At 35.7% G+C, this 13,935-nt stretch carries 15 protein-coding genes; all 15 read left to right on the top strand.

The window, feature by feature from the left end; translation table 11 throughout:
- Positions 1-499: 499 nt before the first annotated feature.
- Entirely contained in the window at positions 500-1,162 is a 663-nt protein-coding gene (gene rsmG / locus ACYQ3P_RS02720; protein ID WP_460176421.1) for a 16S rRNA (guanine(527)-N(7))-methyltransferase RsmG, read from the top strand.
- Complete coding sequence (tsaB, locus tag ACYQ3P_RS02715; RefSeq protein WP_460176420.1) at positions 1,144-1,824, top strand: tRNA (adenosine(37)-N6)-threonylcarbamoyltransferase complex dimerization subunit type 1 TsaB; 681 nt, start codon at positions 1,144-1,146, stop codon at positions 1,822-1,824. The genes rsmG and tsaB overlap by 19 nt, the downstream gene beginning before the upstream one ends.
- Complete coding sequence (gene rimI / locus ACYQ3P_RS02710; protein ID WP_460176419.1) at positions 1,821-2,252, top strand: ribosomal protein S18-alanine N-acetyltransferase; 432 nt, start codon at positions 1,821-1,823, stop codon at positions 2,250-2,252. The genes tsaB and rimI overlap by 4 nt, the downstream gene beginning before the upstream one ends.
- Before the next feature lie 357 nt (positions 2,253-2,609).
- Positions 2,610-2,771, top strand: a complete 162-nt coding sequence (locus ACYQ3P_RS02705; RefSeq protein ID WP_460176418.1) for a hypothetical protein — start codon at positions 2,610-2,612, stop codon at positions 2,769-2,771.
- A gap of 45 nt (positions 2,772-2,816) precedes the next feature.
- A complete protein-coding gene (locus ACYQ3P_RS02700) occupies positions 2,817-3,584 on the top strand; it encodes an MlaE family ABC transporter permease (protein ID WP_460176417.1) in 768 nt (255 codons plus the stop codon).
- Positions 3,581-4,330 (top strand): ABC transporter ATP-binding protein, encoded by a 750-nt coding sequence (locus tag ACYQ3P_RS02695; protein WP_460176416.1) that lies wholly within the window; start codon positions 3,581-3,583, stop codon positions 4,328-4,330. Before ACYQ3P_RS02700 ends, ACYQ3P_RS02695 begins: the two co-directional genes overlap by 4 nt.
- On the top strand, positions 4,311-4,754 hold the full coding sequence (gene mlaD / locus ACYQ3P_RS02690; protein ID WP_460176415.1) for an outer membrane lipid asymmetry maintenance protein MlaD: 444 nt from the start codon (positions 4,311-4,313) through the stop codon (positions 4,752-4,754). The genes ACYQ3P_RS02695 and mlaD overlap by 20 nt, the downstream gene beginning before the upstream one ends.
- Positions 4,735-6,093: a TolC family protein gene (locus ACYQ3P_RS02685; RefSeq protein ID WP_460176414.1), complete on the top strand. Its 1,359-nt coding sequence runs from the start codon at positions 4,735-4,737 to the stop codon at positions 6,091-6,093. Before mlaD ends, ACYQ3P_RS02685 begins: the two co-directional genes overlap by 20 nt.
- A 439-nt stretch (positions 6,094-6,532) precedes the next feature.
- Positions 6,533-7,144 (top strand): MlaC/ttg2D family ABC transporter substrate-binding protein, encoded by a 612-nt coding sequence (locus ACYQ3P_RS02680; RefSeq protein ID WP_460176413.1) that lies wholly within the window; start codon positions 6,533-6,535, stop codon positions 7,142-7,144.
- Positions 7,141-7,608 carry a response regulator gene (locus tag ACYQ3P_RS02675; protein WP_460176412.1) on the top strand — a complete coding sequence of 156 codons (468 nt, stop codon included), beginning with the start codon at positions 7,141-7,143 and terminating at the stop codon, positions 7,606-7,608. Before ACYQ3P_RS02680 ends, ACYQ3P_RS02675 begins: the two co-directional genes overlap by 4 nt.
- Positions 7,601-10,426 carry a valine--tRNA ligase gene (locus ACYQ3P_RS02670; RefSeq protein ID WP_460176411.1) on the top strand — a complete coding sequence of 942 codons (2,826 nt, stop codon included), beginning with the start codon at positions 7,601-7,603 and terminating at the stop codon, positions 10,424-10,426. Before ACYQ3P_RS02675 ends, ACYQ3P_RS02670 begins: the two co-directional genes overlap by 8 nt.
- 9 nt (positions 10,427-10,435) lie before the next feature.
- The gene (locus ACYQ3P_RS02665) at positions 10,436-10,915 is read left to right on the top strand and encodes a hypothetical protein (RefSeq protein ID WP_460176410.1); all 480 of its coding nucleotides are present in this window, start codon (positions 10,436-10,438) and stop codon (positions 10,913-10,915) included.
- Complete coding sequence (gene nadC / locus ACYQ3P_RS02660) at positions 10,915-11,772, top strand: carboxylating nicotinate-nucleotide diphosphorylase (protein WP_460176409.1); 858 nt, start codon at positions 10,915-10,917, stop codon at positions 11,770-11,772. Before ACYQ3P_RS02665 ends, nadC begins: the two co-directional genes overlap by 1 nt.
- Positions 11,769-12,797 (top strand): phosphoribosylformylglycinamidine cyclo-ligase, encoded by a 1,029-nt coding sequence (gene purM / locus ACYQ3P_RS02655; RefSeq protein ID WP_460176408.1) that lies wholly within the window; start codon positions 11,769-11,771, stop codon positions 12,795-12,797. The genes nadC and purM overlap by 4 nt, the downstream gene beginning before the upstream one ends.
- Positions 12,794-13,933 carry a sensor histidine kinase gene (locus tag ACYQ3P_RS02650; RefSeq protein ID WP_460176407.1) on the top strand — a complete coding sequence of 380 codons (1,140 nt, stop codon included), beginning with the start codon at positions 12,794-12,796 and terminating at the stop codon, positions 13,931-13,933. The genes purM and ACYQ3P_RS02650 overlap by 4 nt, the downstream gene beginning before the upstream one ends.
- Positions 13,934-13,935: the final 2 nt, after the last annotated feature.

Genomic DNA, 13,935 nt, shown 5'->3' with positions numbered 1-13,935 from the left:
AGAAAAATTATTTAAAACTAATTTGAGTGATTCTTAAGAGTTATTGCGAATGATCGCCTCGCCTTTGGCTCGCAACAGACGTTCTCCTTGTCGTCATCGTATGTTAGATATATGGACATTGCGAGAGATTTTATTTCTGAGGCTATACTTTCTTTTTATGAGATTGCTTCGCCTGTCTGTCGTCAGGCTCATAATGACAAAAAAGCTTGCAATAACTTTTCTGCCTGTCATCACGAGGCTTGCAAAGCAACTTTTTCCGTCATCACGAGGCTTGCTTCGCAAGCCGAAGTGATCTCTTTATCGGAAGAAAAAGAGATATTATGACACAGCTACCTAATGGCAGGTTCTCATAGGTTAACTATATTTTTATAAAAAATTGCTCAAAATAGCTAAAAAGAATAGTCAATTTTTCGGTTGTTCACTGTAAAGATTGGACATGCCCAATGAGTAAAGGTTAAAATTTTTTCAGTAATAAAAAAATAAAGCAATTAAAAGGGATATGGAACAATTAAAAAATTTTTTAAAAGATTGCCTTAAAAATGAACAGCTTGGATTTTTAAATTTGACTCCAGATATGCTAAATAACTCAATTGAAAAATTTCTCCTTTATCTTCAAGAGCTTAAGAAATGGAACAGAGCTTATAATCTTACAGCTATTGAAAATGAAAAGGAAATCATTGTAAAGCACTTTATGGATTCTCTTTTGTATTTATGTTATATTCCAGATGAAAAATTATGTATTGCAGATGTTGGCTCAGGTGCAGGATTTCCTGGAGTTCCAATAGCAATTGTAAGAGAAAAGCTTAAAATTACATTAATTGAGCCTTCGTGGAAAAGGAGTGCTTTTCTGAAAAATATCAAAAAAAAGCTTAAACTAAATAATATCTTTGTTTATCAGTCAAAAGCTGAGGAGATAGAAGAAAAGTTTGATATTGTCATAATCAGAGCGGTGTGGAGCACAAAGGATTTCGTTGAAAATTGCGAGCATCTTCTGAAAAAAAATGGATTTTTTATAATAAGTAAAGGTTTAAAACTACAGGATGAACTTAAGAATTTGCCACGTAATTTTAAAGCAGAATTTACAGAATTTTCTCTGCCAATTTCCAATGAAATGCCTAAAAGATTTATAATCAAAATTGAAAGATGCGAATACTCGGTATAGATACATCAACAAAATATGCCAGATTAGCAATTGTTGAAGATGGTGTTTTAATTGCTTGTTCATTAATGCAGTTCATGGCATCTCACTCTGAAAAGCTTATTCCAGAAATTGCTCACATGCTTGAAATAATGGAAATTTCTCTGGAAACAATTGATTGCTATGCCTTAACAGTGGGACCTGGTTCTTTTACAGGATTAAGAGTTGCTGTAAGCACTGTCAAAGGGCTTTCCTTTGCAACAAGAAAGCCTGTAATTGCAGTATCCACGCTTGAGATAATTGCAAGAGGATTACCTTTCGCTAATCATCAGATATGCCCGATCCTTGATGCAAGAAAAAAGGAGCTTTACGCAGCACTTTTCAAATGGCAAGAGGATAAATTAATACGGATAAGAGAGGACTCAATTGTCAGTATTGACTCACTCGTAGATTGGATTGAAGAGAAAACAATTTTTCTTGGCGAAGGTGTAAATATCTACAAAGATAGATTGATGGAAAAATTAGGAAACAATGCCATATTTGCTGAAAATTTACATGGAATTCCTAATCCTGCTCTTGTAGCAATTGTAGGTGAAGAAAAAGCAAAGAGAGGCGAATTTGTTCATGCACATCATTTAGAACCTTTATATCTCAGAAAATCTGAGGCAGAAATAAAATTTGGATGAATATCAGGCTTGCTGAAGCGAGAGATTTGCCATCAATTCATCACATAGCCATACAGAGTTTTTCCTCCCCTTGGTCAATGAAATCTTTTGCAGAAGAATTATCAAATCCTAACTCCAGAGTAAAGGTAGTAGAAGTTGAAGGAGAAATAGTAGGATATGTTGTATACAGAATGATTTCAGATGAAGCAGAAATACTTTCAATAGCAATAAAACCTGAGCAAAGAAGAAAAGGATTAGCAAAAGAGCTTATTAAAAATATTTTGGATGAGATAAAACACAAGGCAAGATCATGCTTTCTTGAAGTAAGAGCTTCAAATATTCCTGCAATAAAACTTTATGAAAAGATGGGTTTTCAGAAAAAGGGACTTCGTAAAAATTACTATCTGATACCTGAGGAAGATGCTATTATCATGGAGTTAAGACTATAATTCCTTTTTGTGTTTACTATTAATCAAATAGTGTGATTTTTAAATTTAATTGCGAAGAGGTTTTCTTTTTCGTACTTGCGAACCTACCGATTATTTTTAGTGTTTGTGGGCAGTGCAAAGCACTGTATGGATATCTCTTTGTAGAACGATAGAAAGAAAGGCGAGATTGCCTTGCTTCGCTCTCAATGATGGAGAGAAATGTTCTATGCACCATTTGGATGCTTGTAATGACAGCAAAAAATACTCAATTTTCAAATGATTATACCAACTATTGGATTTCTGTCGCTATTTTTCGTTACTTCCGAAAAATAGAGATAGACACTCGTCACTGCGAGCCCCCCTGTTGCGAGCGATAGTGTGGCAATCTGGGGCGAAGCAGTCTCTAATAAGGCTTTATTGAAAAACAAAGTAGAGATTGCTTCGCATCCTTCGGATGCTCGCAATGACAGCAAAAAATACTTAATTTTCAAATGGTTATGCCAATTATTGGATTTCTATCGCTATTTTTGGGTTACTTAACTTGAATTGACAAAAGTTTAAAATATCATGTAATTTTAAAATTTAATGCAACTTTTACAATTAATTGGAAAATATTTTTTAGGGCTTCTTAGTTTTCTTGGAAGAATTTTTATTTTTCTTCTGCAAATTATTTATCACATTTTTACTCCTCCCTTTAAGTTTCGCAATTTTTTGAGGCAAGTAAGATTTTTTGGCAATAAATCTTTAATTGTAGTAATTTTCACAGGTGCGTTCAGTGGAATGGTTTTAGCTTTGCAGGGATTTTATGCCTTAAATAAATTCGGAGCTGAGGCTTTGCTCGGACCTGTAGTTGCTTTGTCTCTTATCAGAGAGCTCGGACCGGTTCTTTGTGCGCTGATGGTTACTGGAAGAGCAGGCTCTGCCGTTACTGCTGAAATAGGAATTATGAGAATTACCGAGCAGATAGATGCTTTAACTGTTATGGCTGTCAATCCAATAAAATATATTGTTGTGCCAAACATACTCGCAGGTATCGTAGCTTTCCCCCTTTTAACAGCTATTTTCGACCTAATTGGAATTTATGGTGGATATCTGATTTCTGTTCATGTTCTCGGACTTAGTGAAGGGACATATTTTTCTCAGATGGAGCTTTATGTTGACATGGAGGATATAAGAGTCGGACTTTACAAGTCCTTAAGCTTTGGGGTTCTTGTCACTTGGATTTGCACTTTCATGGGATATCATGCAACTTATGGAGCAAGAGGAGTAAGTAGAGCCACTACCAATGCGGTTGTTCTGTCATCTGTAGTAATTCTTGTATGGGATTATATGCTCGGAGCATTTTTGCTATGATAGAGATAAAAGAACTTTACAAGGCTTTCGGAAAACAGCAAGTCTTAAAGGGTGTAAATCTGAAAATCCTTGAAGGAGAAATAATGGCTATTATAGGAAGAAGCGGAGGCGGAAAATCGGTTCTTTTAAAGCACATTGTTGGACTTCTAAAGCCTGATAGAGGAAGCATATTCATAAAAGGAGAGGATATAACAAACTTAAAGGGTAGCAGGCTTGATAAAATTAGAAGTGAAATAGGAGTTGTTTTTCAAGGTGGAGCACTGTTTGATTCTTTGACAGTGTATGACAATGTAGCCTTTCCTCTTGTTGAAAAGACAAAATTAAGCAAGAAGGAAATTCATGAAAAGGTTTTAAAGGCGCTTTCAGATGTTGGGCTTGAAGGGATGGAGTATAAATATCCTGCAGAACTAAGTGGAGGAATGAGAAAAAGAGTTGCCCTTGCAAGAGCACTTATCTCTAATCCAAAGTTTGTGCTTTTTGATGAACCAACTACAGGACTTGATCCAATCCTTGTTCGTTCAATTCACAGACTTATTAGAGACACTCAAAAGATGTATGGATTTACGGGGCTTATAATAAGCCATGAAATTCCTGAGATATTTGAAATCTCTGATAGGGTTGCAATGTTGCATGATGGAAGGATTATTGAAGTCGGAACTCCTGAGGATATTCAAAAAAGTGAAAATATTATTGTAAAAAATTTTATAATGGGAATGGAGGAGATTAATGAAAAGGGAAAATCTTGAGATAGCGGTCGGAATTTTTGTTTTAATTGGTATTTTTGCTCTCGGATATCTTTCATTTAAGCTCGGTAAGATAGAAATGTTTTCCTCTGGTCACTATATTGTATACGCTGAGTTTGATAAAATTGGTGGAATTAAAAAGGGTTCAGTTGTTGAAATAGCTGGAGTACCTGTTGGTTCTGTTGATAGAATAACGCTAAACGATAAATATCATGCAGTGGTTGAAATGAAGATTAGAGCTACAATAAAGCTTCCCGATGATTCCATCGCATCTGTAAGAACAAAAGGATTGATAGGAGAAAAATATATCCAGATAATTCCTGGGGGCTCTGAGCAGTATATTGCTCAGGGTGGTAAAATAAGGGAAACAGAATCAACAGTAGATATAGAGGAGGTTTTGTCAAAGTATGTGTTCGGTAAGATTTAAAATTTTAATTGTTTTTTTGATTTTTTTATTTTCAGCAGTTGGTTATGCAGAGGATAAAGTTGTTCTTGATCTTAAAGGTTGCATAGAAAGGGTAAAGAAATTTCATCCTGAGCTTGGAGAATATAAAAAAGATGTTGAGATTTACAAAGCAAAACTTCAGCAGGCTGAAGGTGCTGTTTTTCCTCAGATTGAGTTGCTTGCAGTAGGAGGTCCATCACCAAAGGCTGAAAAGGAGTCTATCTCTCCAGTGATAAAAACAGATGTTAAATCTACAACAATTAACGGTGTATTTGGAATGATTACAATGCAGGTGCTTCAGCCTATTTATACTTTTGGAAAGATTTCAGGATACAAGACTGCTGCAGAGGGAGGCATTAAGGTTTCAGAGGCTGAGCTTGAAAAAAAACGTTCTGAGCTTATATTAAAAACAAAGGAATTATACTGGAGCTTGGCTCTTGTTCGTGACCTGAGAACCCTTGCTAATGAGATAAAAACAGAACTTAAGCGAGCAATTAAAAGAACAGAAGAGGATTTAAAGAAAGAAATTCCTTCTGCAGATGAGCTCACTCTTTATAAATTAAGGACTTATCTGGGTGAGGTAAATAGAAATCTTAATGAAATTGACAAAAACGAGGCAATAATTATTGAGGCAATAAAATTCATGACTGGAATTCCAAAAAATCAGGATATTTCAATTATTACAGAGAGCTTGCAGTATGAAGACTTTGGCAAAAGTTTGAATGATTTAATAAATAGTGCATTTGAGTTAAGACCAGAAATGATACAAATAAAAGAAGGTCTTAAGGCAAGGAAAGCATTGGTTGATGTGGAGAAAAGCAATCTTTATCCTCAAATTTTCGCGCTGCTTAAGGGAAATTTATCAAGTGCAACTAACAGGGACAAAATCCATAATCCGTATATTTCAGATCCCTTAAATAGCTCATATCTGGCAGCTGTTGTTGGCATGAAACTTAATCTGGATTTTGGAATAACAAAGGGTAAAATAAGGGAAGCAGAAATCGAGTATGAGAAGATTCTGGAAAAGAAAAAACTTGCCGAGCAAGGAATTCCTGTGCAGATTATGAAAGCCTATTATGAATATCAGGAAGCTTCAAAAAGCGCAAAGGATTTAGAAGATGCCTTCAAAAATGCGAAAAAATGGCTTGTAACAGCTCAGGCTAACATTGATATGGGAATTGGAGAGACAAAGGATTTGGCAGATGCTGCGGTTGCTTATGCTACAACAAAGGTAAATCATCTAAAAGCTCTTTATAATCAAAAAATGGCAATAGCAAATCTTCTTTATGCATCAGGACTTGATCAGGAGGAAAGGAAGTAAAAATGGCGAATGGTGAATACTTATATAGTAATTGCGAGGCTTTCCTCTTCCGTCATTGCGAGCCTCTAAAGGAGGCGAAGCAATCTCTTAAATTATTTGGGTCTGTTGTCGTAAGCATAGCGATGACGAACAGGGGCTTCATTGCAAGTGGTTGCTACGCCTTCGGCTCGGGAAAGACTTGTTTTCCATCGTTGCGAATCCCCCTCCAGTCATTACGAGGAGCTTTAGCGACGAATCAATCTTTCTTTTTAGATTGCTTCGGGCACTTCATGCCCTCGCAATGATATAGAGACGGAATGCTAACCGTTTTAGGAGGCTTGGTGACTGAATTGATGATTGGTGGTTAGTAGATGTTAGATAGCGAATCGCTAAGAGTGATTAATTAATTTGGAAAAGAAGATTTTATGGATACTATATAATACTAAACAGGAGGTTATGGATGAGAAAAATTTTGATTTTCTTTATATTAATTGCTTTTACATTGCCAAACTTTGCCTTTGCAACCCTTTCTCCTATGGAGCAGATTAAGATAACAGTTGACAAAGTGATAAGTATTCTCAAAGACCCTAAATACAAGGTAAAATCAAAGGCTCAGCAGAGAAGGGCATTATTAAGGCAGGAGATTGGCAAAGTTTTTGATTTTGAGGAAATGTCAAAGCGTTCATTAGGAGTTTACTGGAGAGAAAGAACTCCTCAGGAAAGAAAAGAATTTGTGGAACTCTACAGAGACCTTCTTGAGCGTTCCTATGCTGATAAGATTGAATCCTATACCAATGAAGAAGTTATCTATCTTGAGGAGAAGATTGAAAACGGAACATATGCCTATGTAAGAACAAAAATAATTACTACTGACAAAAAAGAAATTCCAATTGATTACAGACTTTATTTCACAGGGAAAGAATGGAAAGTTTACGATGTTATTATTGAAGGAGTCAGTCTTGTGAGCAACTATCGCAGTCAGTTCAATAATATAATTCGCAACCATTCCTATCAAGAGCTTGTCAAAAGGATGAAAACAAAGCAGTTGGAAGCAAAGGAGAGAGAAAAATGATTAGAGCTTTAGTTTTAGAAAAAAGCCCCTTTATATCAGATTTTTTGCAAGACACTTTCAGTCTGATAGCTTGTTCAGACTATAATGATGCAAAAAGGAAGATTGAGAGATTTAAGCCAGATATTGTAGTAATTGACGAGAACTTTGATAAAGCTGGTTTGTTAGATTTTTGTTTGGAGTTAAAAAATTTATTTGGCTTGCCTGTTTTTCTGATTGCCAATTTTTATTCTACCCTTGATATGACTTTATTCCAAAATATTGGAGTTGATGTTATTGTAAAGCCTTTTACAAAGGATGAATTGCTTGAAAAACTCTCTGGTAAAGAAGAGAAAAAAGAGCCTGTTTCCTTTGTTCCAGCGGAAATTCTAGAAAGTTTGAAGCCCTATATTCAAGATGAGATAAGAAAAGAGGTTATAACACTATTTAAAAAACTTACGGAGGTTGTGGAGTCAAAATATGCATAAGGAAGAAATATCAATTCCAGAGACTTACAAGCCTGACGAAGTTGAGACAAAGCTATACAAATTTTGGGAAGAAAATGAATACTTTAAACCAGATGAAGATTTATCTAAACCAAGCTTTTGCATCGTAATTCCTCCTCCTAATGTAACTGGCACACTTCATATGGGGCATGCATTGAATGCTACCCTACAGGATGTTCTTATCAGATGGAAAAGAATGCTCGGCTTCAATGCCTTGTGGTTGCCAGGAACAGACCATGCTGGAATTGCAACACAGAATGTTGTTGAACGACAGCTTCTTCAAGAGGGTTTAGACAGATATACACTTGGAAGGGATGAATTTCTTAAAAAAGTTTGGCAGTGGAAAGAGGCATGCGGAGGCAGAATTATAGAGCAACTCAAAAGATTAGGTTCATCCTGCGACTGGTCAAGATTGAGATTTACAATGGATGAAGGATTAAGCAAAGCAGTAAAAGAGGTTTTTCTCAAGCTATTTGAAGAGGGTTTGGTTTATAGAGATTTAAGGCTTATTAATTGGTGTCCAAGATGCCATACTGCTCTTTCAGACCTTGAAGTTGAACACGAAGAAACAGAAGGAAAGCTTTATTACATAAAGTATCCTTTGAAAGAAGCTCCATCTCAGTATATCACAGTTGCCACAACTCGTCCTGAGACAATGCTTGGTGATACTGCTGTAGCTGTCAACCCTGAAGACAAGAGATATAAAGATTTCATTGGGAAAACACTAATCCTCCCCCTCATTAATCGCGAAATTCCTGTGATTTCAGACAGTGCTGTTGATATGGAGTTTGGAACAGGTGCTGTAAAAGTTACTCCTTCCCATGATTTCAATGACGCAGAAATTGCTCAAAGGCATAATTTGCCTTATGTTTGTATTATGGACGAAGATGGTAAGATGACAGATGAGGCAGGTCCTTATAAAGGACTTGACAGATATAAGGCAAGGGAGAAAATAATCAATGACCTCAAAGAACTTGAACTACTTGAAAAAATTGAAAAGCACAAACACGCAGTAGGTCATTGTTACAGATGCAAGACAACCATAGAGCCTTTCCAGACTGTTCAGTGGTTTGTAAAGATAAAACCACTTGCTGAACCTGCTGTGAAGGTTGTAGAAGAAGGTAAAATTCGTTTTATTCCTGAAAGCTGGGTTAATAACTATTACGCATGGATGAGGGATATAAGAGATTGGTGTATTTCAAGGCAGCTTTGGTGGGGACACAGAATTCCTGTATGGTATTGTGCAGATTGCAAAACTGAAAAAGGCATTAAGCAGGGCGATTTAATTGAGATCAGATTTTATAAACCTATAAAAATCAATGGCAAAGAAATTTGGAGCGGCACTTATACGGAGTTAAGGCAACTTGGCGTTTCAAAGGAGGAGATTGAACAAAAGGCAAAGATTATAAAGATTACTATTGAAGTTAAACCTATTGCAGGCAAGGAAGATGTAAAAACCTGTCCATATTGTGGAAGTAGCGAACTTGTTCAAGACCCAGATGTACTTGATACTTGGTTTTCATCAGCCCTTTGGCCATTTTCAACACTTGGATGGCCCGATGAAACAGAAGATTTAAAGAGATTTTATCCAACGGATGTCCTTGTTACAGGTTTTGATATAATATTTTTCTGGGTAGCAAGAATGATAATGATGGGCTTGAAATTCATGAATGATATCCCATTCAAAGATGTTTATATTCATGCCCTTGTGCGGGATTCAAAGGGACAGAAGATGAGTAAGTCAAAGGGCAATGTTATAGACCCTCTTGTAATGATAGAAAAATATGGCTCTGATGCCTTTAGATTTACACTTGCTGCCTTCGCTGCACAGGGAAGGGATATTAAGTTTTCTGAGGAGAGAGTAGAGGGATACAGAAGATTTATCAATAAGATATGGAATGCAATGAAATACATGATGGGCTTTTATCATCTGAGAACAAAGGAAAGTTTAAGCATTGAAGATGTAAAATCGCCTGAAAATAGATGGCTCCTGTCAAAGCTCTCAGATGCAATAGCTGAAACGAATTCAGCTCTTCATTCATACAGATTTAATGATGCTGCCAGTGCTATTTATCAATTCCTTTGGCATGAGTTCTGCGACTGGTTTATAGAATTTTCAAAGGTTGTTCTCTATGGTGACGGAGACAAAGAAGAGACGGTTAACTGCCTTTTCTTTGCCTTTGAAAATGTGCTAAAGCTTCTTCATCCATTCATGCCTTTTGTCACAGAGGAAATATGGCTCAATATTCTTAAAAAGCCTCAATCCATAATGATTTCCCCCTATCCAACCACTGAACTAATAGGAAAAGATGAGGAAGCATTGCAGAAGATGGAATATGTAATTGATGCAATTTCAGGAATTAGAAGCATAAGAGGAGAGCTTAATATTCCGCCTTCATTAAATCTTGATGTGTATATAAAAACATTGACAAATGAAGCAGAAGAAGTCTTGAGATGGGGCGCAAAATTTATATTAAAGCTGGCAAGGGTCAGTCAATTAAATATTTCAAAGGATATTGAAAGGGAAAGTGGTTCTGCAATTTCAGTAAAAAGGGGATTTGAGATATATATTCCAGTGAAAGACCTTATAGATATTGAGCAAGAGAAAAAGAGACTCCAAAAGGAACTTGTAAAAACTGAGCAGGATATAAATTTTTTAAACAAAAAACTTATGAATGAAGACTTCATTAAAAATGCTCCAAAGGATGTGGTTCAAAAGGACAAAGAAAAATATGAAGAACTTTTGGTGAGAAATGATAAAATAAAAGAGAATCTTAAGATTCTTGAAGAGTTAGGATAGGAGGCAGTCATGGATGAGAGAATAGAAATAGAAAAGCAAAGTATGGATATAGTTGAGGCAGAGTTTATGACCATAAAGCAAAGCACTGTAAGGGCTGTTGAGGCTGGAAGCGCTGAGATGCAGCAAATTTGTGCATTAAGCGTTGATGCTGAGAAGGCTGAGGTCACTCAAGGAGCAATTGGTTTTGTAAATTCCAATGAGCTTAATCTAAATCAATGCATTACCGCTGTTACAATGGCAGAGAAGGCAGAGATAAATGCTTCTTTGTGTCCTGTTGCAATAGGGAAAGAAAAGGCAAAATTAAAAAGGTCAGCAGCTGGTGTTGTCATTGGAAATAATGTTGAGGTTCAAAACTCAGCTTCCTTGATTGTCATTGGAAAAAACATTGAAGGTAATGTGACCACCCTGTTTGATTGGAAAAGTGCTCTTGCAGTGACAGCAGTAGCAGGAGGAATTTTCGGACTTTTAAGACTATTTCTCAAAAAGTAATGTTTAGCCCCCTGGTTGATGAGATTTTAAAGCTGTCAATTTTAGAAGATATTGGAAATGGAGATATAACTTCCGAGCTCATTGTGCCTGAAAACTGCTTTGCAAAAGCGAATATAATATGCAAACAAGAGCTTGTCCTTGCTGGAATGCCCTTTGTGAAAAGACTTTTTCAGATATTAAAAGAAAGCTACATCCCCCAGAGTCAGAATATAGAAATAAAAGAATTTTACCGAGATGGAGATTTTATCAAGAAAGGTGAAGTTATTGCATCAATTCAGGCTAATGCAAAACTTCTACTTGCTGGTGAGCGCATTGCACTTAATTTACTTCAAAGACTCTCAGGAATTGCTACCCTGACGAGAGAATTTATAAGAAAAGTTGAAGGTTATAATGTGAAAATTCTTGATACAAGAAAAACAACTCCCGGTTTAAGATTTATGGAAAAATACGCTGTTCGTATTGGAGGTGGCTTTAATCATAGATTTGCTCTTTATGATGCAATTCTGATAAAGGATAATCATATAAAAATAGCAGGTTCTGTCAAAGAAGCTTTAAGAAAAGTCAAAGATCAATCTGTGCATCAAAAGATTGAGATTGAAGTAAAAAATCTTGAAGAACTAAAAGAGGCAATAGATGAAGGTGCAGAAATTGTAATGCTTGATAATTTTGATTTGGATAAAATGAGAAAGGCTGTTGAGTTTGCAAAGGACAAAGTATTACTTGAGGTATCAGGTGGAGTAACTCTGGAAAATGTAAGAGAAATAGCATCAACAGGTGTTGATTTCATATCTTCTGGAGCATTAACCCATTCAGCTCCAGCTGTTGATATAAGTATGAAAATAGTGGAGGTTTTATGAGTTTAACTTATAAACAGGCAGGCGTTGATATTGACGAGGCAGAAAGATTTGTTCATCTAATTTCACCAATGGTGAAAACTACTTTTCGCAAAGAGGTAATGACTGATATAGGTCTCTTCGCAGGTCTTTTTAAGCTTGATGCAAATAAATATAAAGAGCCTATACTGGTAAGCGGAACAGACGGAGTCGGAACAAAGCTCAAAGTAGCCTTTGAGGCAGACAAACACGACACAGTTGGTATAGACTTAGTTGCCATGTGTGTAAATGATATCCTTACAGTTGGAGCAGAGCCTTTGTTTTTCCTTGATTATTTTGCAACAGGAAAGCTTATGGCTGAGAAGGCATCGCAGGTTATAAAGGGAATTGTTGAGGGATGCAGATTGTCAGGTTGTGCTTTAATTGGAGGAGAAACTGCAGAGCTTCCGGGTTTTTATAGGGAAAATGAGTATGATTTGGCTGGTTTTGCAGTTGGAATTGTTGATAAAAAGGAAATAATTGATGGTTCTCAGATTACAGAAGGCGATGCAATAATAGGCGTTTCATCATCTGGGCTTCACAGTAATGGCTTTTCATTGGCAAGAAAAGTATTTTTTGATGTTGCAAAATACAGGATTGACCAATATATACCAGAATTGGGATGCACTGTTGCAGAAGAGTTATTAAAGCCAACAAAGATCTATGTGAGAGCCTTTAATTCTCTGAAGGAAAGGGTAAAAATTAAAGGCATGGCACATATAACTGGTGGAGGAATTCCGGGAAATCTTCCGAGAATATTTCCAGAAAACGTTGGAGCTGTTATTTATAAAGATAGTTTGGAAATACATCCAGTATTTAAGTTGATTCAAGATATCGGAAAAATAAACGAAGAAGAAATGTTTAGAGTTTTCAATATGGGAATTGGCTATATCTTTGTGATTGAAAACAAAGATGTGGAGGTGGCATTGAATTTATTAAACAATAACGAATACAGGGCAAAGTTGATTGGAGAAGTAAAAAAAGGAAAAAGAGAAACAAAAATAGAATGAAGATATTTCAAGAAGAAATAGTTTTTACGGAGATTTTTTCAAAATTTATTGCTTCCTATCCAGAACCTTTGGTTGTTTTTGATCCAGAAAGGTTGTCAATTATCTATTTAAATGAAAAGGCAAAAGAATTTTTCGCAGGCAGTTCAGACTTGTCTGTTTTTTTTCAAAGAGACGAATATGAGAATTTTTTAAAATTAATGCAGAATTGCCACTATTCCGAAGAAAAGAGAGTTATAACATTTAAGAGATTTGATGGTAAAAAAGGCATTTTGCTTTTTAATCTGTATCCTGTGGCAAATAATGACCGTAGAGTAATTGTGCTCACCTTCAAAGACATTACAGAAAAAATCAAAAATAAAGAAGAAAGGCGAAGAAAAAATGCACAATTAATTATTCAGGACAAATTCAAGTCCATAGATTTAGTCACTTCCAGCATATCCCATGAAATAGATAATATCTGCAATTTCATGGTAAACAATTTAAGAATTGTGCTTCAGGCATGGGATGATGTTTTTAAGTTAATCAAAGAGTACGAGAAAGAAAATGGTGAATTCATAGTTGGTGGAATTTCGTCATCAGAAATTGACAAAGTCATTCCAAAACTTATGATGTCTCTTATTGAGGGAATTCACAGAATATCTGATAGGATGTATGATTTTAAAAAGTATATAAAGGAAGGTTTTATTTCTCAAGCCTCATTGGTTGATGTTAATGAAATTATAAGAAGGGTTATTAATGTTCTTAACTATCACATTTCAATGTATACTGATAAATTCTGTCTTCAGCTCGGAGAGTCTTTGCCTAAAATTAAAGTGAATATTCAGAAACTGGAACAAGTTATTGTAAACTTATTAACAAATGCAATGCAGTCATTGCCTAATAAAAAAAAAGCTATACAGATTTTTACTGGCACAAAAGGAAACAGAGTATTCATAGAAATCAGAGATGAGGGAGTTGGTATATCAAAAAACTTAATGCCCCACATCTTTGAACCATTTTTTTCAACCAAAGGAAGCTCAGGACTTGGGCTTTATTTATCAAAATCTATTATTGAAGAGTATGGCGGAGAAATTATTATAAATTCAGAAGAAAATATAGGCACATCCGTAAAAATATATTTTCCCTTTGGACAGTAGAG

The organism is Thermodesulfovibrio hydrogeniphilus (assembly GCF_054657355.1).
This window is presented reverse-complemented; position numbering and strand designations above follow the sequence as displayed.